This is a genomic window from Agrobacterium sp. 20P9.1.2 (genome assembly GCF_057799395.1).
In genome coordinates, this window is record NZ_JBYOKI010000001.1 from 770281 (window position 1) to 789948 (window position 19668).

General features: G+C 58.6%; 24 protein-coding genes. 17 read left to right on the forward strand and 7 right to left on the reverse strand.

The window, feature by feature from the left end; all coding sequences use genetic code 11:
• Positions 1-78: 78 nt before the first annotated feature.
• From AC27VJ_RS03705 to AC27VJ_RS03730, 6 genes are all read left to right on the forward strand, one after another.
• Positions 79-1089: a ligase-associated DNA damage response exonuclease gene (locus AC27VJ_RS03705; RefSeq protein ID WP_488682838.1), complete on the forward strand. Its 1011-nt coding sequence runs from the start codon at positions 79-81 to the stop codon at positions 1087-1089.
• Between the two features lie 181 nt (positions 1090-1270).
• The gene (locus AC27VJ_RS03710) at positions 1271-2893 is read left to right on the forward strand and encodes a cisplatin damage response ATP-dependent DNA ligase (protein ID WP_488682839.1); all 1623 of its coding nucleotides are present in this window, start codon (positions 1271-1273) and stop codon (positions 2891-2893) included.
• Positions 2894-2986: 93 nt separating this feature from the next.
• On the forward strand, positions 2987-3928 hold the full coding sequence (locus AC27VJ_RS03715) for an alpha/beta hydrolase family protein (protein ID WP_488682840.1): 942 nt from the start codon (positions 2987-2989) through the stop codon (positions 3926-3928).
• 88 nt (positions 3929-4016) lie between these two features.
• A complete protein-coding gene (locus tag AC27VJ_RS03720) occupies positions 4017-4913 on the forward strand; it encodes a L,D-transpeptidase (RefSeq protein WP_488682841.1) in 897 nt (298 codons plus the stop codon).
• Between the two features lie 189 nt (positions 4914-5102).
• Positions 5103-5840 (forward strand): L,D-transpeptidase, encoded by a 738-nt coding sequence (locus AC27VJ_RS03725; protein ID WP_488682842.1) that lies wholly within the window; start codon positions 5103-5105, stop codon positions 5838-5840.
• A gap of 148 nt (positions 5841-5988) precedes the next feature.
• Positions 5989-6336 carry a TM2 domain-containing protein gene (locus AC27VJ_RS03730; RefSeq protein ID WP_488682843.1) on the forward strand — a complete coding sequence of 116 codons (348 nt, stop codon included), beginning with the start codon at positions 5989-5991 and terminating at the stop codon, positions 6334-6336.
• Positions 6337-6485: 149 nt separating this feature from the next.
• Here AC27VJ_RS03730 and AC27VJ_RS03735 read toward each other — a convergent pair whose 3' ends face one another.
• Together AC27VJ_RS03735 and AC27VJ_RS03740 are read right to left on the reverse strand one after the other, a co-directional pair.
• On the reverse strand, positions 6486-7328 hold the full coding sequence (locus AC27VJ_RS03735; protein WP_488682844.1) for a PA3715 family protein: 843 nt from the start codon (positions 7326-7328) through the stop codon (positions 6486-6488).
• A 67-nt stretch (positions 7329-7395) separates the two neighbouring features.
• Positions 7396-7842, reverse strand: a complete 447-nt coding sequence (locus tag AC27VJ_RS03740; RefSeq protein ID WP_113086014.1) for a MarR family winged helix-turn-helix transcriptional regulator — start codon at positions 7840-7842, stop codon at positions 7396-7398.
• A 195-nt stretch (positions 7843-8037) separates the two neighbouring features.
• On the opposite strand from AC27VJ_RS03740, the gene AC27VJ_RS03745 reads away from it, so the two are divergent.
• The 3 genes from AC27VJ_RS03745 (at position 8038) to AC27VJ_RS03755 (ending at position 9673) form a co-directional block, all read left to right on the forward strand.
• A complete protein-coding gene (locus AC27VJ_RS03745; RefSeq protein WP_113086013.1) occupies positions 8038-8460 on the forward strand; it encodes an organic hydroperoxide resistance protein in 423 nt (140 codons plus the stop codon).
• Positions 8461-8565: 105 nt separating this feature from the next.
• The gene (locus AC27VJ_RS03750; protein WP_488682845.1) at positions 8566-8949 is read left to right on the forward strand and encodes an antitoxin Xre/MbcA/ParS toxin-binding domain-containing protein; all 384 of its coding nucleotides are present in this window, start codon (positions 8566-8568) and stop codon (positions 8947-8949) included.
• Complete coding sequence (locus AC27VJ_RS03755; RefSeq protein WP_488682846.1) at positions 8909-9673, forward strand: RES family NAD+ phosphorylase; 765 nt, start codon at positions 8909-8911, stop codon at positions 9671-9673. The genes AC27VJ_RS03750 and AC27VJ_RS03755 overlap by 41 nt, the downstream gene beginning before the upstream one ends.
• 2 nt (positions 9674-9675) lie before the next feature.
• Here the strand turns inward: AC27VJ_RS03755 and AC27VJ_RS03760 are convergent, their stop codons facing one another.
• Positions 9676-10122, reverse strand: a complete 447-nt coding sequence (locus tag AC27VJ_RS03760; RefSeq protein ID WP_488682847.1) for a MarR family winged helix-turn-helix transcriptional regulator — start codon at positions 10120-10122, stop codon at positions 9676-9678.
• 131 nt (positions 10123-10253) lie between these two features.
• On the opposite strand from AC27VJ_RS03760, the gene AC27VJ_RS03765 reads away from it, so the two are divergent.
• The 3 genes from AC27VJ_RS03765 to AC27VJ_RS03775 are packed head-to-tail and all read left to right on the forward strand — an operon-like array spanning position 10254 to position 12282.
• Positions 10254-10982, forward strand: a complete 729-nt coding sequence (locus AC27VJ_RS03765) for a DUF899 domain-containing protein (RefSeq protein ID WP_488682848.1) — start codon at positions 10254-10256, stop codon at positions 10980-10982.
• A 19-nt stretch (positions 10983-11001) separates the two neighbouring features.
• Positions 11002-11487, forward strand: coding sequence for a DUF1579 domain-containing protein (locus tag AC27VJ_RS03770; protein WP_353576157.1), 486 nt, complete (start codon positions 11002-11004; stop codon positions 11485-11487).
• A gap of 15 nt (positions 11488-11502) precedes the next feature.
• Positions 11503-12282, forward strand: a complete 780-nt coding sequence (locus AC27VJ_RS03775; RefSeq protein WP_488682849.1) for a VOC family protein — start codon at positions 11503-11505, stop codon at positions 12280-12282.
• Here the strand turns inward: AC27VJ_RS03775 and AC27VJ_RS03780 are convergent, their stop codons facing one another.
• Positions 12283-13179 (reverse strand): LysR family transcriptional regulator, encoded by an 897-nt coding sequence (locus tag AC27VJ_RS03780; protein WP_488682850.1) that lies wholly within the window; start codon positions 13177-13179, stop codon positions 12283-12285.
• Positions 13180-13302: 123 nt separating this feature from the next.
• On the opposite strand from AC27VJ_RS03780, the gene AC27VJ_RS03785 reads away from it, so the two are divergent.
• The 3 genes from AC27VJ_RS03785 to AC27VJ_RS03795 are packed head-to-tail and all read left to right on the forward strand — an operon-like array spanning position 13303 to position 14859.
• The gene (locus tag AC27VJ_RS03785; protein WP_488682851.1) at positions 13303-14034 is read left to right on the forward strand and encodes an SDR family oxidoreductase; all 732 of its coding nucleotides are present in this window, start codon (positions 13303-13305) and stop codon (positions 14032-14034) included.
• Position 14035: 1 nt separating this feature from the next.
• A complete protein-coding gene (locus AC27VJ_RS03790) occupies positions 14036-14509 on the forward strand; it encodes a carboxymuconolactone decarboxylase family protein (RefSeq protein ID WP_488682852.1) in 474 nt (157 codons plus the stop codon).
• On the forward strand, positions 14506-14859 hold the full coding sequence (locus tag AC27VJ_RS03795; protein ID WP_488682853.1) for an Atu4866 domain-containing protein: 354 nt from the start codon (positions 14506-14508) through the stop codon (positions 14857-14859). Before AC27VJ_RS03790 ends, AC27VJ_RS03795 begins: the two co-directional genes overlap by 4 nt.
• Before the next feature lie 139 nt (positions 14860-14998).
• Here AC27VJ_RS03795 and AC27VJ_RS03800 read toward each other — a convergent pair whose 3' ends face one another.
• Positions 14999-16564, reverse strand: a complete 1566-nt coding sequence (locus AC27VJ_RS03800; protein ID WP_488682854.1) for a helicase HerA-like C-terminal domain-containing protein — start codon at positions 16562-16564, stop codon at positions 14999-15001.
• A gap of 215 nt (positions 16565-16779) precedes the next feature.
• On the opposite strand from AC27VJ_RS03800, the gene AC27VJ_RS03805 reads away from it, so the two are divergent.
• Positions 16780-17172, forward strand: coding sequence for a hypothetical protein (locus tag AC27VJ_RS03805; protein WP_113086002.1), 393 nt, complete (start codon positions 16780-16782; stop codon positions 17170-17172).
• Here AC27VJ_RS03805 and AC27VJ_RS03810 read toward each other — a convergent pair whose 3' ends face one another.
• Positions 17173-17601, reverse strand: a complete 429-nt coding sequence (locus AC27VJ_RS03810) for a winged helix-turn-helix transcriptional regulator (protein WP_488682855.1) — start codon at positions 17599-17601, stop codon at positions 17173-17175. It lies immediately after the preceding gene.
• Between the two features lie 103 nt (positions 17602-17704).
• Between AC27VJ_RS03810 and AC27VJ_RS03815 the strand changes: the two genes are divergently transcribed.
• The gene (locus tag AC27VJ_RS03815) at positions 17705-18463 is read left to right on the forward strand and encodes an SDR family oxidoreductase (protein ID WP_488682856.1); all 759 of its coding nucleotides are present in this window, start codon (positions 17705-17707) and stop codon (positions 18461-18463) included.
• Between the two features lie 186 nt (positions 18464-18649).
• On the opposite strand, the gene AC27VJ_RS03820 is transcribed toward AC27VJ_RS03815, so the two are convergent.
• Positions 18650-19477 (reverse strand): aldo/keto reductase, encoded by an 828-nt coding sequence (locus AC27VJ_RS03820; RefSeq protein ID WP_488682857.1) that lies wholly within the window; start codon positions 19475-19477, stop codon positions 18650-18652.
• Positions 19478-19668: the final 191 nt, after the last annotated feature.

Below are 19668 nucleotides of genomic sequence, written 5' to 3' on the forward strand. Positions count from 1 at the left end.
GCGCTGAAAAGTTGTGGCGGGAGGAACGTGTTGCTTTGACAAACGTTTCTTCCATCCACGCCGCAATCGATAGCGCTTATGAAACCAGAGAAGTTGCTCTATCCCACGCCTAAGGGGCTCTATTGCTCCGTCGGCGATTTCTACGTCGATCCCGTGCGCCCCGTACCACGGGCGCTGATTACCCACGGCCATTCCGACCACGCTCGTGCCGGTCACGAGAAGGTGTTGGCCACCCGCCAGACGCTGGATATCATGCGCATTCGCTACGGCGAGGATTTCACCGGCAGCGAACAGGCCGTCGGTTTTGGTGAAACGGTAGAGATCAACGGCGTGACGGTCGGGTTTCATCCTGCCGGTCACGTTCTCGGTTCGGCGCAGATTTCCATCGAACATGGCGGTACGCGCATCGTCGCATCCGGCGATTACAAGCGCGGTATTGATCCCACCTGCGCGCCCTTCGAGCCTGTGAAATGCGATGTCTTCATAACGGAGGCCACCTTCGGCCTGCCTGTGTTCCATCACCCAAAACCTAGCGTGGAAATCGGCAAACTGCTGACCTCCATCAAGCAGTTCCCCGAACGCACCCATCTGGTCGGTGCCTATTCGCTCGGCAAGGCGCAACGCGTGTTGCGGCTGCTGCGCGACAATGGTTACGCAGAGCCCGTCTATATCCACGGCGCGCTGGCCAAGCTCTGCGACTACTATGTGTCGCAAGGCATCGACCTCGGCGATCTTCGCCCTGCAACGCTGGAAAAGAGCAACCCCGCCCAGTTCAAAGGCGCCATCGTCGTCGGCCCGCCCTCTGCCTTTCAGGAAAAATGGGCCCGCCGCTTCAATGAACCGCTGATCTCCTTCGCCTCCGGCTGGATGATGGTGCGCCAGCGCGCCAAGCAGGGTGGCGTGGAACTGCCGCTTGTTATCTCCGACCATTGTGACTGGCCGGAACTGCTCGAGACAATCAAGGAAGTTGCGCCGTCACAGGTCTGGGTGACCCATGGCCGGGAGGAGGCGCTGGTGCGCTGGTGTGAGTTGCAGGGCATTCCGGCCCGGCCACTGCATCTGGTGGGCTATGAGGATGAGGGGGATTGATGGTGCCATTCGTTTCCCACGGCAAGACCCCTCCCCAACCCCTCCCCACAAGGGGGAGGGGCTTAACCCAGCCGCGCCCTCTTCAGCGATTTGAAATTCAGTCCTTGCGGCACGGTGTCTCCCCCCTTGTGGGGGAGATGGCCGGCAGGCCAGAGGGGGTCTTATCCCGCGAGGTCCACCCATGAAATCCTTCGCAACCCTCCTGGACCGTCTCGTCCTGACGCCATCCCGCAACGGCAAACTCAAACTGCTGACCGACTACTTCCGCGATACGCCCGACCCGGACCGGGGCTATGGCCTTGCCGCCATTGCAGGCACGCTGGACCTGAAAAGTGTCAAACCAGCCATGCTGCGCGAACTGGTGCTGGAGCGGATGGACGATGTGCTGTTTCGCTATTCCTATGATTACGTTGGCGATCTGGCCGAGACGATCTCTCTTGTCTGGGATACCAGTCAGAATACCAACCCGCCGGACATCCAAGACCCCGGCCTTGGCGAAATTGTCGATCTGATGAACTCGCTGGGCCGCACGGAGGTTCGCTCAGCGTTGCGCGATCTCTTGGATCGGCTGGAAACGTCTTCGCGTTTCGCCTTCCTGAAACTCGTCACCGGTGGCCTGCGCATTGGCGTGTCCGCCCGGCTTGCCCGACAGGCGCTGGCAGATTTTGGCGGGCGGGATATCACCGAGATCGAAACACTTTGGCACGGCCTGACGCCGCCCTATGAGCCGCTTTTCGCATGGCTGGAAGGCAAGGCCGAGCGCCCGGTTCTGGCAACGCCTGCGATTTTTCATTCGGTCATGCTGTCGACGCCCGTCGGCGATAACGATCTGCAAAACCTCGATCCCAAGGACTTCGTCGCCGAGTGGAAATGGGATGGTATCCGCGTGCAGCTGTCGCGCTCCGGCGAGACCAGAAAGCTTTATTCCCGGTCAGGCGATGATATTTCCGGCGCCTTTCCAGACGTTCTCGACAGAATCAATTTCGAAGGCGTGATTGATGGTGAATTGCTGATCGGCGGCACCGCCCGTTCCAACAATTCCACCCGCACCTTTTCCGATCTCCAACAGCGTCTGAACCGCAAGACCGTGACCGGCAAGATGCTGGAGGAATACCCCGCCTTCATCCGCGCCTACGACCTTCTGTTCGAGGGCGATGACGATATTCGCGGCGAGATTTTTCTCAAGCGCCGGGAAAAGCTGACCCATCTCATCGAGAACGCCCCGCATGACAGGTTCGATCTGTCGCCGCTGGTGCCCTTCGACAACTGGGATGAGCTGGAAACCCTGCGAAAAGCGCCGCCAGATCCGGTCATCGAAGGCGTGATGATCAAGCGCAAGGACAGCATCTATCAGGCAGGCCGCGCCAAGGGCCCGTGGTTCAAGTGGAAGCGTGATCCCTTCAACATCGATGCCGTGATGATGTATGCCCAGCGCGGCCACGGTAAACGCTCCAGCTATTATTCCGACTTCACCTTCGGCGTCTGGTCCGAAAACGAGGATGGCGAGCAGCTGGTGCCCGTCGGCAAGGCCTATTTTGGCTTTACTGATGCGGAACTGGAAGTCTTGGACAAGTTCGTACGCGAGAACACGGTCGAACGTTTCGGCCCCGTCCGCGCCGTGCGCGCCACGCCCAGTTTTGGTTTCGTGCTGGAAGTGGCCTTCGAAGGCATAAACCGCTCCAACCGCCACAAATCCGGCGTAGCCATGCGCTTTCCAAGAATCGCCCGCCTCCGCGCAGACAAGCTGCCATCAGAGGCAGACAGGTTATCGACGCTGATGGCGATGATTGAGGAGAAAGAGTGATGATATCATTGGTTTCTCAAAACAGTGAGTGGACAACCGAATGGGTCAATGGTGAAATTGAAATGTGCGCAACGCTGTTTAGGGTCATCGCATATGGTCGATAAAATCTCCTCCACCGACACCGTTTCCAAACGCCTGACGCGCCGGACCTTGCTGGCGGGGGCGGCGGGGCTGTCTGCTGCTGCGCTGCTTGCGCCGCATGCGCGCGCCAGCCTGACGATGCCGGAGTTCATGCCGCTGGAGGCTGTGGATTATGCCGATGCGCGCAAGCGGTTTCACACGCATCTGCTGCGCAAGATTTCGGCACCGGAAAAATCTTCGCCGCTTGGTACGCCGGATGGCGGGACGCGGGTGACGTATCCCGGTGGGCCCAATGGTTCTATCGAGCTTGTTGCGTGGCTATCTGATTACACGCCGTCCAGCACGCTGAAACCGGCGGTGCTCTTCCTCCATGGCGGCAATGCCACAGGGGACGGGCATTGGGCTTTGATGAAACCCTATTGGGACGCGGGCTTTGTGGTTCTCCTGCCATCTTTCCGGGGTGAAAACGGCCAGAAGGGCAATTATTCCGGCTTTTACGATGAAACATCCGATGCGCTGGCGGCAGCCTCCTATCTGGAAAACCTGCCGGGTATAGACAAGGATCGCCTCTATCTCGCGGGCCATTCCAATGGCGGCACGCTGTCTCTGCTGGCGTCCATGACGCGGAAATTCCGGGCTGCGGTGCCGATTTCAGCGGGTGTGAATTCCTGGCGTTATTTCAACCGCTATTCGGACGAGCTTTGCTTCGATGGCAGCAATCCGCAGGAGTTCATCATGCGCTCCTCTGTCTGCTTCGGGCCGAGCCTGAAATGCCCGGCGCTGCTGCTGCGCGGAACGGAAGAGCGGCCCTTCGATGACGACCACAAGCTGTTGATGGAGCGGGTGCGCTCCGCTGGCATGCCCATCGACAACATGCTGCTGAAGGGCACGCATAATGGCGTGGTGCCGGGGGCGGTGGTGGAAAGCATTCGTTTCTTCAATCAGTTTGCCTGACGTCGCTCCGAACTGACCATTCCTCCAGCTTCGCGCCAGCCGGGCAGGGCATTGTCATCGCAAAGATGACTCCCTGTGAAGCGGTTCAATGACAGTTCTATCCCTGAAACACTGCCGTCGCCTTGTCTCCCTCGCGGTGCTCTCGTTCATGCCGATGTTGAGCGGGTGCCTGTTCGTGACGGATACAAGCCGCATGAACCCGGATGTGTTCGTGCAGGAAACGGCGCCCGTCTTCAATTACAACAATGTCGGCTCCATTCCGCGCCAGCCGCTGCCACCGACGCCGGGGTCGATCAATAGCCGCCCGCCGGATCTCTTCCGCTCACAGTTCCAGCAGCATTACGGCCCGCCATCCACCGCCCGGCCAACGGGGTCTGGCCTTTCGCCCGCTTACAGCAACAATCAGACGCTAGGCTACGGTCTGCCGGTGTCGAACCCGCTGCACCGCGTGATGTATGATCAGCTGAGCGATGACGGCCACACATTGCCCGCCATCCCCTATTCGCGGGTCGATCCGCGGTTTCTGCGTCAGGATGTGAATTACCAGACGGCGGAAGCGCCGGGCACGATCGTGGTCGATACCAAGCAGCATTTTCTCTATCTGGTTCAGCCGGGCGGCAAGGCCGTTCGTTATGGCGTGGGCCTCGGTCGAGATGGGTATGCCTGGGCCGGTCGCGGCAAGATACAGTGGAAGGCCAAATGGCCGCGCTGGACGCCGCCGGACGAGATGGTGCAGCGACAGCCGGAACTGGCGTCGATATCGGCTGCCAATGGCGGCATGGTTCCCGGTCTCAACAATCCGCTCGGTGCCCGGGCGCTTTACATTTTCAAGGACGGCAAGGACACGCTGTATCGCGTGCACGGCACGCCGGACTGGCAGTCGGTGGGTAAGGCGACATCGTCCGGCTGCGTGCGCATGCTCAATCAGGATGTCATCGATTTGTACGACCGCGTGCCGCAGGGCGCGCCGATTGTGGTTATCTGATCACGCAGGACAGGAAAGCTTGCGCAAACGGGCCATGTTGCAGATCGGCAACTGGCCTTTAGTTATGTATTAACTACTATACCACTACGTGATCTGCTGTGGAACAAATGACGTACAGCGAGATTGAAGGATGGTTCTGCAACCCCGCTAACATCCGCCTAGTCGCTTCGATGTGAGAAAAACGGCCTTATGATGAGCACCGACACAGATCTTTCCAGACGCACTTTCCTTTCCCTTCTCGGCCTTTCCTCTGCATCGCTTCTGGCGGGCTGCGCCTCTTCCGGCGTTCGTCCCTATAGCAGCGTGCAGCCGGGCACCATTGCCAGCAACTTTGCGGGCGATTTCCGCTCCATGTTTGCAGGCGGCATTTCCGACGCCGAGCTTGCCGTGATGTACGGCACCGTAGAGGATGGCGGTTACGTCATTCCCGCCGTGCCTTACCAGAAAATCGACCGCCGCTATTATCGCCAGCGTGTCGTGGACCCAACGGGCGAACCTGCCGGCACCATCGTCGTCGATACGCGCTCGCGCTTCCTCTACGTCGTCGAGCCCGGCGGCTCCGCCATGCGCTACGGCGTCGGCATCGGCCGCGAAGGTTTCGCATGGTCGGGTGAGGGCGTCATCCAGTGGCGTCAGAAGTGGCCCAAGTGGACGCCACCAGACGAAATGGTTGCCCGCCAGCCAGAACTCGTCAAGTTCTCCTCAAAGAACGGCGGCATGCCACCGGGCCTCAAAAACCCGCTTGGCGCCCGCGCGCTCTACATCTTCCAGAACGGCAAGGACACGCTCTACCGCCTGCACGGTTCGCCAGAATGGAACTCCATCGGCAAAGCCGTCTCTTCCGGCTGCGTCCGCCTGATGAACCAGGACATCATCGACCTCTACGACCGCGTGCCGAACAAGGCGCGGGTTGTGGTTTGGCAGTAAGCTGATCACATAATCTAAACCAAAGCCCAGACGGCTCACCGAGCCATCTGGGCTTTTCGTTGTAGAAATTGTCTAAATTCAATTTTTGATTGATATTCTCGCTATTGACGCGATAATTCTCTGGTGAATCCATTTGGAGAATGTGTCATTGGTCAAGGTGCCTAAAATTTCCGGCAGTGCCGCTAACTCGTCCGATCAAGCGCCTTACTGGACAAAGCTTCCTGATCGTAAGATCACATGGGTCGCCTACCTTCTTTTCTTAATGGGCGGTGGTGGTTGTCTGGGATTTCACCGCTTTTATCTGGGTTACAAGAGATCTGCAAAAATACAGCTCGCGCTAGGCGTGAGCGTCCTGTTCCTGCCGTTCCTCACTGGCTGGAATCTTGTTCTTGAGGTCCTTTATCACGTCGCACTCGTTTGGTATTTCGTGGACATCTTTTTGATACCGAAGATGGTGCGCGAGGCTAATGGCACTCTGATTATGGATGATCGCTGACGCCAGCGATTTATAGTCAGGCTTTAGAAAGCGCCTGACATCTTCTGCAGCCGCTTAGCACACATGGCGCAGGTTGCAGGGTAGCCGTACGAGCGAACCTCACGTCTCTACGTCGCAGATGATCGCGTTTCGTCCGATACTTTATGATTTCACTCGCTCAAAGCGCGTCTATCTTCCGGTATCGGATATTGCTCTCCGTCATAGACCAAACGCAGTGTCTGCGGCTTGCTGGTGACGGTCTTGTCTTTGCATTCATTGTCTTTTTCGACGAAGCTGGTCTTTGTCGATTTCGTTTCAACCACGGTTATGTCTGCGTAACCGTGGGTTCTGTTAGAGCTTATCGAAAGCGTGCTTTCGCTCGACTGAAACTCACCGGCGCAATTCGTGTCCCATTCGCCTCCATTCTGTGAGACGACCAATCCATCCAGTAATGGGCGGAGCGAACCCTTTTCTATGACGTAAAGCCACAGGCCCACGCCATCGTAAGGGTTTGGTCTTGAGCTGCCTGAAGTCGATATGCGCAAGCCGAAGGCCGTCTGGTCTTGCGTCAGCCTGTAGCGCCCTGTGTCGAATTCGACTGCGCTGATGCTTATCGCGTCGTCATTCATTCTATCGGCAAGAAGCAGGCGATATTTTACCGCTGAACTGGCTGTATCGATCGCCAAAAGCTCCAGGTCGCCCAAGGTGCCATCTTCATCTGCGGACTTGATCAGCGGCACTGCGACGAGCGTAAGTTGAGGATTGGCCGGCCAGACACGGCATTTCATCGTATGCGGCGTGTCAACACTGGTTTCGCCGTCGTTGATCTGGATTGTCGATCCGCCGAACTGGAATGTTTGCTCGTTGCTCTTCTTAGCATCAGGATAGGCGTGGCGGACTATGGCCTCAGCCCAGCCATCGCAACTCGAACCATCTTCTGCCTGCGCCTTGTCGATTGCGAGGAAGCCCGGAATTGCGATGAATAAAACGACCCTGATACATTGAGCTAACATTGGTGCGTTCCATGAGGCTTGATTGGGCGTGCGCTGGACAGTATCGCAACACCCCAAGGTCTCAAGCCTAATCCTTCACCAAATTCTCCTTCAGCGCGTTCAACCGATCCCGCAACTGGCCCAACTCCTCCAGGCTGCAGCCCGTCGCCTCGCCAATCGAGCGCATGACGTTGGCGGCTTTCTTCTTCAAATCCGCACCTTCCGGCGTCAGTGCAATCAGCACCTGACGCTCATCCACCGTGCCGCGCTTGCGGGTGATCAGGCCTGCCTGTTCCAGCCGCTTGAGAAGCGGGGAGAGGGTGCCTGAGTCCAGTCCCAGCATTTCGCCCAGGGTTTTGACGGTTGCCGTTTCCTTTTCCCACAGCGCCATCATGACCAGATATTGCGGATAGGTCAGACCCAGCGGCTCTAGCAGCGGTTTATAGGCGCGGTTGAAGGCGTGCGCGGCGCCATACAGCGCGAAGCATATTTGCAGGTCGAGCCTCAAAAGGCCTTCCATCGTCCCGTCGTCCATAATGTGAGCTCCAAATGCGGCTGGAGAGGGAACAATTTATCCCGTCACTCGGTTCCTGCCCCATGCACAAGGCAACGCAATCTCCTCAATATCTATTGCAGAAATTGAAAAATTTCTCAATGTGCAAAATTGTATTGCGCGCAATTTAATTGTGAGCTATATGATATTCAACAACAACCGAAGGAAATGAATGACATGGCTATTCTCTACACCACCCAGGCAACCGCAACAGGCGGCCGTGCAGGCAACGCCAAGTCCGCAGACGGCGTTCTCGACGTCACGCTGACCGTTCCCAAGGAGCTTGGCGGCGACGGTGCAACCGGCACCAACCCTGAGCAGCTCTTTGCCGCTGGCTATTCCGCCTGCTTCCTCGGCGCGTTGAAGAACGTCGCTGGCAAGGAGAAGGTAAAGATCCCTGAAGACACGACCGTGACGGCAAGCGTTGGCGTTGGCCCGCGTGAAGACGGTGGCGGTTTCGGCATCGACGTATCGCTGAAGGTCAACATTCCCGGCCTCGACAAGGCCACAGCAGAGGATCTGGTCAAGAAGGCGCATATCGTTTGCCCTTACTCCCACGCGCTGCGCACCTCCACTGAGGTTCCTGTTTCTGTCGCCTAATCTCGTCCCCGTGATTAACGACACAGCAAGGGCTGGCTTCACCGCCAGCCCTTCTTGTTTTCAGAAAGAAATTTGCTATATTCTTTCCAAGGAAAGGGTATGATCATGAATATCCAGGTTAGACCAGCAGCCGATCCATCGGAGCAGGGCAGGGTCGTCACCAAGGCGGTGGTATCAGCCGCAGAGCGCCTAGGCATCAATGCGGCCCGCGTGGCCGATATTCTCGGCGTTTCCGCCCCCACCGTGTCGCGCATGAAGCGGCTTGATTTCGTACTGGAGCCGGGCGCCAAGTCCTTCGAACTGGCCGTCTTGCTGATCCGCGTTTTCCGCTCGCTCGATGCCATCGTTGGCGGGGATGAGGCGGTGGCGCGCGCATGGCTGCGAAACCACAATGATGCGCTGGGTGCCGTGCCCGCCGAAAAACTCACAACCATTACCGGATTGCTCGATGTCCTTGCCTATCTGGACGCCAGACGCGCTCCAATCTGAAAAGCGTGAGATATCCGGCCACTGGTGGCGGTTGGTGGAGGCGCAACACCACGTCTCCACCATGAAGCTTGTCGATACGGTAGATGAGCAATCGCTGCTGGAAGACATTCTGGAAGGCAGCAAACGTCGCTTTCCGCCGGAATGCGCAGGACTTGATTATCTGCTGGCGACGCCTTTTCGCTACGATGCCGCCTATCCCTACGACTCCCGTTTCCGCCGGGCGGGATGGACCAAGGGCGTTTATTATGCGGCAGCCACGGTAGAAACGGCGCTGGCCGAAATGGCATTCTACCGCCTGCTGTTCTACGCCGAATCCCCCGCCACACCGCTGCCTGCCAATGCCGCCGAATACACCGCCTTTTCCGCCGAGATCGCCACGCCTGCGGCCATTGATCTGACCACGCCGCACCTGTCGGATGACAAGACGCTGTGGACGCACCCGACGGATTATGAGCCGTGCCAGGCGATGGCAGACACGGCACGCGCTGCGGACGTCGAAGCCATTCTCTACCAGTCCGTTCGCGATCCGCAGGGTGGGCTGAACATCGCGCTTCTGACGCCGCTTGCCTTCAAGAAGAAGCAGCCGGTGGAGCGGGTAAGCTGGCGCATCCGGCTGGCGAAGACCGGCATTCAGGCGCTCTGCGATTTTCCCATGCGGCGCATTGGTCTTGCGGTGGAGGATTTTGCGGGAGACCCTCGGATTGCGGGGTTGTTGAGGGGGTAGAGCTACCCCAAATCCACAAGGTCACTCCGCAACCGGTCCGCATCACCACTGCCGATCTGTGCTTCCACCTCGCCATGCGTCCGCGTCCAGATGGGAACGGCGGAGGCCAGTATCGCCAATCCTTCCGCCGTCAGCTTCAACCGTTTGCCGCGCTTGTCTTTCGGGTCGGGCTCTATGGAGAGCAGCCCGCGTTTTTCCAGCGGCTTCAGCGCCGCCGTCAGCGTCGTGCGGTCCATGGCCAGCAGGTTGGCTATCGGCCCCATGGGTGGCGGTTCGGGGCGGTTGAGGGACATGAGCAGCGAGAATTGCCCATTCGTCAGTCCAATCGGCTTCAGCGCCATGTCAAAACGACGCGCCAAGGCACGGGCGGCGCGCTGGGCATGCAGGCACAGGCACGTATCGCGCACCAGAAGGGTTGTCGAAAAAGGAATCACCGACGTATTTGACATGTGGAATATATGTTGATATCAACGTAAATAGTCAAGCAAAATCGTTTTGGTGACTTGGGCGGACATTAGCCAAACCAAGCCGCGCCATAAGCGTTGTTTGTGCAGCTGTAAGATCGAAGGAGGATGAGATCATGCCGCATGCTATCGTTTCCAGAGATGAGTGGTTGGAGGCCCGCAAGGCGCTTCTGGCGCAGGAAAAAGAACTCACCCGCGCCCGTGATAGGCTGAACGAAGCGCGCCGCGCCCTGCCGTGGGAGCCGGTGACGAAGAACTATATTTTCGATACGCTTTCCGGCCCGAAGTCGCTGGGTGAGCTGTTCGGCAATTGCAGCCAGCTCATCGTCTATCACTTCATGCTGGCGCCGGATTGGGAAGAGGGCTGCGTCGGCTGCTCCTTCTTTGCTGACCATGTGGATGGCGCAATCGTTCACTTAAAAGCAGGCGATGCCGCTTTCGTTGCCGCATCCCGCGCGCCGCTGGACAAGATCGAGGCTTACAAGGCCCGCATGGGCTGGAAATTCCCTTGGGTGTCGTCCGAGGGCAGCGATTTCAATTATGATTATCAGGCCTCGTTCCGCGATGAGGACGTCGCCTCCGGCACCATCACCTATAATTACACCGATATGCCCGCCATGGGCGATCTGAAGGATCTGCACGGCACCAGCGTCTTCGCCAAGGGTGAGGATGGCAGGATCTATCACACCTATTCCACCTATGCCCGGGGTGCCGAGCAGACGCTGACAACGCTGATGCTGCTGGACCTCGTGCCCAAGGGCCGTAACGAGGAAGGCACGATGAACTGGGTGCGCCGTCACGACCAATATGAGGAAGCACCCAAGGTCGCCAGCTGCTGCCATTAACATCACAGGGAGAGACGGCATGGAAAGCGCAAAGCCGCAGACGGAACACGCATTTCTGGAACGCCTGGTGGGCGAGTGGGAAATGGTGTCCAGCACAGGCTATGAAGGTTACGATCCCGATGATTCCGAGCAGCGTTTCACCGAAAGCATCCGCTCTGTCGGCGGGCTCTGGATTGTCAGCGATGGCAAGGGAAAGATGCCGGATGGATCGCCGATGGAAGCGATCATCACGCTTGGGTTCGACCCCGCCAAGGGCCACTATGTCGGCTCATGGATCGGCTCGATGATGACGACGCTCTGGGTCTACAAGGGCTGGCTGGAGGCCGATGGAAAGACGCTTGTACTGGAGGCGCAAGGCCCGAAATTCGATGGCAGCGGCGAATTCGCCACCTATCATGATATCATGACGTTGCATGATGATAATAGCCGCACTTTCTCCGGCAGTGTGCTGCAGCCGGATGGAAGCTTCAAACAATTCATGTCGTCGGAATTCCGCCGCGTATAGAGAGGGAGAGAAGCGATGTCTGATACCCATGGAAAATTCATCTGGGCGGAATTGATGACGCCGGACAAGGACGCCGCAGGCCGCTTTTACAGCCATGTCGTGGGCTGGGAGCTGAAGGATTTCGGCTCGCCGGAAATGGGCTATAAAATCTTCGAAGCCAATGGCGTCGGCGTTGGCGGCATGATGGAACTAACCGATCAGCATAAAAGCGAGGGAATTCACCCCAACTGGACGCGATATGTGGCGGTGGATGATGTGGATGCGACGGCTAAACGCTTCGAGGAAAAAGGCGGCAAGATCATGCGCCCGCCAGGTGACATTCCGGAGGTTGGCCGCTTCGCCGTGGTGACAGACCCTTCGGGCGCGGTACTGTGCATCATGAAACCGCTGCCGATGGATACGGGCAGTTTTCCCGAAGAGCCGCAGCACCTCACCGGCCATGTCGGCTGGAACGAACTTTTCACCGATGATGTCGATAGTGCCATGGCCTTTTACGGTGATCTCTTCGGCTGGACCAAGGATCATGATTTCGACATGGGCGAAATGGGGCCATACCGCATCTTCGCCTATGGCGGAAAACAGCTCGGCGGCATCATGAAACGCCCTCCGCAAGTGCCCGTGTGCCACTGGGGTTACTACTTCAACGTCGATGGCATCGACGACGCCATCACCCGCGTCAGCACCGGCGGCGGTAAGGTCGTGAACGGCCCGATGTCCGTGCCGGGCGACGCCTGGATCGTCAACTGCCAGGACCCGCAGGGCGCGTATTTCTCGCTGGTGTCACCGCGGAGGTAATCACCCGCCCCTCGGCAGCCGCACATGATCGACAAAAGCGCGCAGCTTCGGCGCCAGATTGCGGCGGCTGGGGTAGTAGAGGTAGAAGCCTGCGAAGCTGGGGCAGTAGTCTTCCAGCATGGACAGCAGTTCGCCGCGCTCGATAAAAGGGCGGAAGGATTCTTCCATGCCGAAGGTGATGCCGGCACCGGCGCAGGCCAGCTTGATCATCAGCTGCATGTCATTGGTGGTGAATTCCGGTTGGACGGCGACGGCGAATTCGCGGTCGTTTTCTGCAAATTCCCAGCGGTAGGGCGCGACGCCGGGGCTGGGACGCCAGCCGATGCAGCTGTGGTCGATCAGTTCCGCCGGATGTGATGGCAGGCCGCGCTGGTTTCTGTAGGCCGGTGAGCAGACGGGAAGCTGCCGCTGCTCGACCGACACGGGAACGGCGATCATGTCCTGCGCAATCAATTCGCCCAGCCGCACGCCCGCATCATATTGCTCGGCGACGATATCGAATTCCTCATCGGTCACGACAATATCCAGCTGAACCTCGGGGTAGGCAGCCGCAAAACTGGCCAAAAGCGGGCCGGAGAGGAAGCGTTCGGCGATGGATGACACGGCCAGCCGCAACTGCCCGCGCACGGCGCCGCCCAGCGAAGAGGTTGCAAGGGCAGCCTGCGCCAGATTGGCGATGGAGGGCGACACATCGGCATAGAGCCGCTGGCCTGCTTCGGTCAGGCTGACGCTACGCGTCGTGCGCTGCACCAGCGCAATCCCCATCATCTCCTCCAGCTTGCGAATGGTCTGGCTGACGGCGGAACGGGTTACGCCCAGACGGTCGGCAGTTGCGCGGAAATTCCGCTCCTCCGCCACCATGCAGAAAATCGAGAGCGCGTTGAGGTCGATATTCATTGGTTAGATTTTCTATCCACTGAAGTAAGAATTGAGGCAGTTATCACGACAATGCCATCGAACTATCTTGCTTGCAACAGCACCGCTCCAACAGGGGCGGGCTGTGAAACAAGGAGATACATCATGGCATTGAACAAAGTTGTTCTCATAACAGGTGCATCGAGCGGTATCGGCGAAGGCATCGCCCGCGAACTCGCCACCGCAGGCGCAAAACTGGTTCTCGGCGCTCGCCGCCTGGACCGTCTGGAAGCGTTGGCGCAAGAGCTTCGCCAGTCCGGCGCAGACGTCGTTGCCCAGCAGCTCGATGTGACGGACCGGGAAAGCGTCGCTGCTTTTGCCGAGGCAGGCCGCAAGGCTTTCGGGCCAATCGACGTCATCGTCAACAATGCGGGCATCATGCCGCTGTCTCTCATGTCGTCGCTCAAGGTCGATGAGTGGGACCGCATGATCGACGTCAACATCAAGGGCGTGCTGTACGGCGTTGCTGCCGTTTTGCCTGAGATGACCAGCCGCAAGTCCGGCCAGATCATCAACATCGCATCCATTGGCGCACTCGCCGTTTCGCCCACGGCGGCGGTCTATTGCGCGACGAAATTCGCGGTGCGCGCCATTTCGGATGGTCTGCGTCAGGAAAACAAGGACATCCGCGTGACCTGCATCCACCCCGGCGTGGTGGAAAGCGAACTGGCAGGCACCATCACTGATCCCGCCGCTGCGGAGCTGATGAAGGGTTATCGCTCCGTCGCACTGAAACCCGAAGCCATTGGCCGCGCCGTTCGCTTCGCCATCGAGCAACCTGACGATGTCGACGTCAATGAAATCGTCGTTCGCCCAACTGCAAACCATGGAGGCTAAAATGAAAATCATCTTTCCATTCGCCCTTGCCGTCGTAACACTGGTGGCTGCCACTGCGGCCTTTGCCAATCCGGAGCAGCTGGAAGACCGGCTGCAACGCGGGGATCAGGTCATCCGTACGCTCAACAACGGCGAGCCGCAGCAGACTCTCGAACGCATGCGGCAGGAATTTCCGTTCCTTGCCGAAGCGACCGAAGGCTATGCGCTGGGCGAAGTCTGGTCCCGTCCGGGGCTGGACAACCGCACTCGCCAGCTCGCCACCGTCGCCGTCATGGCGGCATTGGGTGAGCGGGATCTGATGAAGGTGCATGCCGGATACGCGCTGAATGTCGGCGCGACCGATGACGAACTGAAAGAGATGATCTACCTCGTCACGGTCCCGGCAGGCTTCCCGAAGGCAATTGCGGCCTCGCAGACGCTTTCCGAGCTTTTCGAAGAACGCCGCAATCAGGCCAGCAGAGGAGCAGGCGAATGACCATTCTCTCTACATCCATCGCTGTCGCCCTGGCGGCAGCATCTATTGAAGCCGACCCGCAGCGGTCGGCTTCAGCCCTGAAAACCAGCGCGGCGGGCCAAACCGCTCAGGCGCAAAGCCACCCCTATATCGGCATGTGGGTAACGGGCGATGGCCGCATCCGGCAGGAGCTTTTGACAAACGGGCGCTATGACGAAGCGCGCGGAAACCGCAAGAGTGCCTATCAGGGCCATTACGAGGTGAAGGGCAACCGAATCGAGTATTGGGACGATACGGGCTTTACCGCGGACGGAGAGTTCCGTGACGACGTGTTGTACCACGGCGGGATGGTGTTTTACCGGGAGAGGTAGTGTGCCCCGGCACCGTCACCCCGGCCTTGAGCCGGGGTCCGGTTGCCGCGCGTCTGCGCGGCAGAAAGAGTTTTTTGCGATCAAAGACTTGATCGCACTGGATCCCGTATCAAGTACGGGATGACGGTGGAGGGCAACCCTACCGCCGCAAACTTCCCAAAATCCCGCGCACCAGCGCACGTCCAACCGACGTCGCCACAGACCGGGCCGCGCTTTTCATCGCCGCCTCGATCACCGTTTCACGCTGATACCCGCTGGATTTGCGGGCACCGCCGGTGGTGGAGGTCTGCTTCGGCTCTTCGTCGCCGAAGCCCGGAAGCTTCCAGCGGCCTGCGGCAGTGTCGGGTTGCTGGCTTGCCTGTTCTTCCGCAGCACGCTTTGCGGCCTCTGCATCAGCGGCTTTCTGGGCGCGGGCGGCCAGAAGTTCGAAGGCGGATTCGCGGTCCAGGTCGGTGTCGTAGATACCGGCAACCGGACTTGTGCTCATGATGCTGCGGCGTTCATCGTCACTCACAGGGCCAACACGGCCCGATGGCGGGCGAACCAGCGTGCGCTCCACGATGGAGGGTGCGCCCTTGTCGCCCAGCGTCGAGACCAATGCTTCGCCGGTGCCGAGTGTGGTGATGGCGTCTGCCGTGCTGAAAGCCGGGTTCTGGCGGAATGTGTCGGCCGCCGTCTTCACCGCCTTCTGCTCGCGTGGCGTATAGGCGCGCAGCGCATGCTGCACGCGGTTGCCCAGCTGCGCCAGTACGGTTTCCGGCACATCCAGCGGGTTCTGCGTGACGAAATAAACGCCCACACCCTTGGAGCGGATAAGGCGGACCACCTGTTCCACGCGCTCCACCAGCACACGCGGCGCATCGTTGAACAGCAGATGCGCCTCATCGAAGAAGAAGACGAGCTTGGGCTTGGCGGGATCACCCACTTCCGGCAGTTCCTCGAAGAGTTCCGAGAGCATCCACAGCAGGAAGGTGCCGTAAAGACGCGGGTTCATCATCAGCTTGTCGGCGGCCAGAACCGAAATCGTGCCGCGACCATCACTGGTGGTGCGCATGATATCGGAAATCTTCAGCGCCGGTTCGCCGAAGAAATGTTCCGCACCCTGCTGTTCCAGCACCAGCAGACCACGTTGCAGCGAACCGACCGAGGACTTGGAAATCAGCCCGAACTGGTTTGACAGCTCCGACGCATGTTCACCCATGTAGTTGAGCAGCGCCTGCAAATCCTTGAGATCAAGAAGCGGCAGACCGCCCTGATCGGCAATCTTGAAGGCAATGTTCAGCACGCCTTCCTGTGCTTCGGAGGCATCCATCAGCCGCGCCAGCAGAAGCGGCCCCATTTCAGCGATGGTGGCGCGGACGCGGTGGCCCTTTTCGCCGTAGAGATCCCAGAAGATGACCGGAAACTGCTCGAAGGCGAGATCGGTAAAGCCGATCTGTTCGGCGCGTTTCGTCACCCAATCCTTGGCATCACCCTTGGCGGCAATGCCCGAGAGGTCGCCTTTGATATCGGCGCAGAACACCGGCACGCCCGCCTTGGCGAAGCCTTCCGCCAGCACCTGAAGCGATACGGTTTTACCCGTGCCGGTGGCGCCGGTAATGAGGCCGTGGCGGTTGCCGAATCTTAAGTCCAGATATTCGCCCTTGTTGAGGGTGTCGTCGGGATTGCGGCTCGTGCCGATATAAAGCTTTCCGTCCTGCAGCATCGTGGCGATCCCTCCGGTATAGCGGGCAATGGCTGCCCTTTATCCATTCTTTGCAATATACTTATAGGAACTGTTTCCGCCCTCAACAACTGTTTGATAGGGATGTTGAAGAAGGGCGGCGAAACTTGTTTTTTCCGGCTTTTCGCCAGCTTGAAACACGGCATCAATTGTTTTACGTTGACGTGAACGTAATTTTATTCTCCAGGAGGAAGACTATGAGCGAGATCGTCACCCAGGTGGCTGACAGGGTGGGCATTGCCCCGGACGTGGCGGAAAAAGCCCTTGGCATGATGCTGGGTTTCCTCCAGCGCGAGGCCGATGACGCGCCGGTTGCCAAGATGATCGAATCCATTCCCGGCGCACCGGAACTGGTGGCCCGTTTCAACGGCGAAGGCCAGGGCGGCGGCGGTTTGCTGGGCGGCCTGATGAGCGCCATCGGCGGCGGCGGCATCATGGGTCTTGGCCAGCAGTTGATGAGCCAGGGCCTCGGCATGGGCGAAATTTCCGCTCTCGCCAAGGCGACGATTTCCATTGCGCGCCAGCATGCAGGCGACGAAGTGGTCGATCAGGTTATCGCCTCGGTTCCAGGCCTCAGCCAGTTCGCATAATCAAACTGCCCGGCGCGGAGGGTGTTCGCTGAACGCTTTCCGCGCCTTTTCTATGTCCGCATGGTGCGTCTCGGCCCATATCCATACGCCGCAAAATGCGGCGCCGAGGCTCTTGCCCAGCGGGGTCAGGCTGTAATCCACATGCGGTGGAATGACCGGGTGAATGACACGTTTCACCAGCCCGTCGCACTCCATTTGCCGCAAGGTTTTTGTCAGCATCTTCTGGCTGATGCCGCTGACATGATGGCCGATCTGCGTGAAGCGCAGCGTGCCGTTTTCTTCCAGAACCTCCAGAATCAGCATCGTCCACTTGTCCGCAACCTTGGCGATGATGTCACGCACCAGCGCCTCGATGACCGGATCGGTTTCATCAGGCGGAGGTGACTTGCGCTTTTCCTCGATGATGTCATCGGCCAGATGCCTTTTCATCCAGACACTCTCCTTCGGGTAAGTATAAATCTTTCGGGTGCCTTCTACCCATTGGAGAGCAATCTACCTACTTTCCGGTAAGACAACAAGGAAAGGCATTCCCATGAACGTCACAGGCAACACCATTCTCATCACCGGCGGCGGTTCTGGCATTGGCCGGGCGCTGGCGGAAGCATTTCATGCGCTTGGCAACAAGGTCATCATCTCCGGTCGCCGCGCTGAGGTTTTGAAAGAGGTCTCCGCTGCCAATCCGGGCATGGCATGGGCCACGATGGATGCGACCGACGCTGCGGGCATCAAGGCTTTCGCCGACAAGCTCATCGCCGACCACCCAGACCTCAACGCCGTCATCAACAATGCCGGCATCATGAAGAATGAGGATATCAAGGCAGCACCCGATTATCTGGAGATCGCCGAAGAAACCATCGCCACCAATCTCCTCGCGCCCATCCGCCTGACGGCGGCGCTACTGCCGCATTTCCTGACGAAGCCAAAGGCAACGGTGTTGACCGTCTCATCCGGCCTTGCCTTCGTGCCGATGGTCGCCACACCCACCTACAGCGCCACCAAATCCGCCATCCACGCATATTCCATGACCATCCGCGAACAGCTCAAGGGCACCCCGGTCGATGTCATTGAAATCATCCCACCCTATGTGCAGACCACATTGCAGGGCGACCACCAGGCCACCGACGAACGCGCCATGCCACTCGACGCCTATATTGCCGAGGTCATGGACATCCTGACCAACCAGCTGGAAGCAACGGAAGTGGTGGTGGAGTGCTGCAAGCCGCTGCGTTTTGCCGCGCAAAACGGCAATTTCGATCAGGTGTTTGGCATGGTGAATGGGTTGCACTCTTGAAAGATTGGCAATCGCCACACAGGCCGCTCCTCTCCCTCGACGTCACCCTCGGGCTTGTCCCGAGGGTCTAACCACATCTCAAAAAATGCAACTTAGCAGATGTCAGGGACAAGCCCTAGCATGACGAATAGCGGGCGTTCCAGACACGGTCAACTCACTGATCGTTTTGCATTTTCTAACTTAAGCCTACTGATCCCATTCCGGCGCCAAGTGACCCGGATTGACGATTCTGCCATCCGCCTTCGCCAGCGCAAAAATCGCCTGCATCTCATCGTCAGACAGCTCAAAATCGAAGATGTCGTAATTTTCCTTCAACCGGCTTTCCGTCGCCGTCTTGGAAAGCGCAATCACATCCGGCTGCTGCACGGCCCAGCGTAGCGCGACCTGCGCGGCGGTCTTGCCGTGTTTTGCGCTGATGTCCTTCAGCACCGCATCCTGAGGCACCTTGCCGTCAGCCATCAGGTAATAGGCGGTGATGGAGATGCCATTCTTGCGGGCGGCTTCAATCACCTTGGTCTGGTCGAGATAGGGGTGATACTCGATCTGGTTGTTGGTAACAGGCGCGTCGGAAAGCTTTACGGCTTCTTCCGTCAGTGCGACGTTGAAGTTGGAAATACCGATATTGCGAACCTTTCCAGCCTTGTGGACTTCGTTCAGCGCGCCGATACGCTCTGCCAGGGGCACATCGCTCTTTGGCCAGTGCAATAGGAGAAGATCGACATAATCCGTCTTCAGCTTGGTCAGGCTCTCATCCACGGATTTGATGAAGTCGGCGTGCTTGTACTGGTCGACCCAGACCTTTGTCGTGAGGAAGATATCGCCGCGCGCGATCCCGGAATTGGCGATGACTTCGCCGACGGAAGCCTCGTTCTTGTAAATCTGCGCCGTATCGACATGGCGGAAGCCGAGCTTCAGAGCTTCGGGCAAAATGCGGTGGACGTCTGCATCCGGCATGCGGAATGTGCCGAAACCGAGAGCGGGGATATTTGCGCCATTGGCGTTCACTGTGTGCATGGTTTTCTCCATTTTGGGAGGGGGCCCGCGAAGATGCGGTGCGGGAATGGTATAGGGATAAGTGTGTCGGCAGCGGTTTGGTTCAAGCCGCGCGGGCGAGATTTGTTTGGAGCCTACAAATGGGCCGCCACCTCGATTTCACCAAAACAGCGATTAAAGGTTGTTAATTTCACAGAAAGAAAAAGAAATAT

What these genes read in the sequence shown, in the direction of transcription:
- AC27VJ_RS03760 (WP_488682847.1), bottom strand. Translation starts at nt 10,122, where the DNA reads ATGTCAAATACGTCGGTGATTCCTTTTTCGACAACCCTTCTGGTGCGC.
- AC27VJ_RS03820 (WP_488682857.1), bottom strand. Translation starts at nt 19,477, where the DNA reads ATGCACACAGTGAACGCCAATGGCGCAAATATCCCCGCTCTCGGTTTC.
- AC27VJ_RS03745 (WP_113086013.1), top strand. Translation starts at nt 8,038, where the DNA reads ATGGCTATTCTCTACACCACCCAGGCAACCGCAACAGGCGGCCGTGCA.
- AC27VJ_RS03800 (WP_488682854.1), bottom strand. Translation starts at nt 16,564, where the DNA reads ATGCTGCAGGACGGAAAGCTTTATATCGGCACGAGCCGCAATCCCGAC.
- AC27VJ_RS03770 (WP_353576157.1), top strand. Translation starts at nt 11,002, where the DNA reads ATGGAAAGCGCAAAGCCGCAGACGGAACACGCATTTCTGGAACGCCTG.
- AC27VJ_RS03715 (WP_488682840.1), top strand. Translation starts at nt 2,987, where the DNA reads ATGGTCGATAAAATCTCCTCCACCGACACCGTTTCCAAACGCCTGACG.
- AC27VJ_RS03790 (WP_488682852.1), top strand. Translation starts at nt 14,036, where the DNA reads ATGAAAATCATCTTTCCATTCGCCCTTGCCGTCGTAACACTGGTGGCT.
- AC27VJ_RS03705 (WP_488682838.1), top strand. Translation starts at nt 79, where the DNA reads ATGAAACCAGAGAAGTTGCTCTATCCCACGCCTAAGGGGCTCTATTGC.
- AC27VJ_RS03750 (WP_488682845.1), top strand. Translation starts at nt 8,566, where the DNA reads ATGAATATCCAGGTTAGACCAGCAGCCGATCCATCGGAGCAGGGCAGG.
- AC27VJ_RS03785 (WP_488682851.1), top strand. Translation starts at nt 13,303, where the DNA reads ATGGCATTGAACAAAGTTGTTCTCATAACAGGTGCATCGAGCGGTATC.
- AC27VJ_RS03765 (WP_488682848.1), top strand. Translation starts at nt 10,254, where the DNA reads ATGCCGCATGCTATCGTTTCCAGAGATGAGTGGTTGGAGGCCCGCAAG.
- AC27VJ_RS03735 (WP_488682844.1), bottom strand. Translation starts at nt 7,328, where the DNA reads ATGTTAGCTCAATGTATCAGGGTCGTTTTATTCATCGCAATTCCGGGC.
- AC27VJ_RS03775 (WP_488682849.1), top strand. Translation starts at nt 11,503, where the DNA reads ATGTCTGATACCCATGGAAAATTCATCTGGGCGGAATTGATGACGCCG.
- AC27VJ_RS03805 (WP_113086002.1), top strand. Translation starts at nt 16,780, where the DNA reads ATGAGCGAGATCGTCACCCAGGTGGCTGACAGGGTGGGCATTGCCCCG.
- AC27VJ_RS03755 (WP_488682846.1), top strand. Translation starts at nt 8,909, where the DNA reads ATGTCCTTGCCTATCTGGACGCCAGACGCGCTCCAATCTGAAAAGCGT.
- AC27VJ_RS03810 (WP_488682855.1), bottom strand. Translation starts at nt 17,601, where the DNA reads ATGAAAAGGCATCTGGCCGATGACATCATCGAGGAAAAGCGCAAGTCA.
- AC27VJ_RS03815 (WP_488682856.1), top strand. Translation starts at nt 17,705, where the DNA reads ATGAACGTCACAGGCAACACCATTCTCATCACCGGCGGCGGTTCTGGC.
- AC27VJ_RS03740 (WP_113086014.1), bottom strand. Translation starts at nt 7,842, where the DNA reads ATGGACGACGGGACGATGGAAGGCCTTTTGAGGCTCGACCTGCAAATA.
- AC27VJ_RS03795 (WP_488682853.1), top strand. Translation starts at nt 14,506, where the DNA reads ATGACCATTCTCTCTACATCCATCGCTGTCGCCCTGGCGGCAGCATCT.
- AC27VJ_RS03710 (WP_488682839.1), top strand. Translation starts at nt 1,271, where the DNA reads ATGAAATCCTTCGCAACCCTCCTGGACCGTCTCGTCCTGACGCCATCC.
- AC27VJ_RS03720 (WP_488682841.1), top strand. Translation starts at nt 4,017, where the DNA reads ATGACAGTTCTATCCCTGAAACACTGCCGTCGCCTTGTCTCCCTCGCG.
- AC27VJ_RS03725 (WP_488682842.1), top strand. Translation starts at nt 5,103, where the DNA reads ATGATGAGCACCGACACAGATCTTTCCAGACGCACTTTCCTTTCCCTT.
- AC27VJ_RS03780 (WP_488682850.1), bottom strand. Translation starts at nt 13,179, where the DNA reads ATGAATATCGACCTCAACGCGCTCTCGATTTTCTGCATGGTGGCGGAG.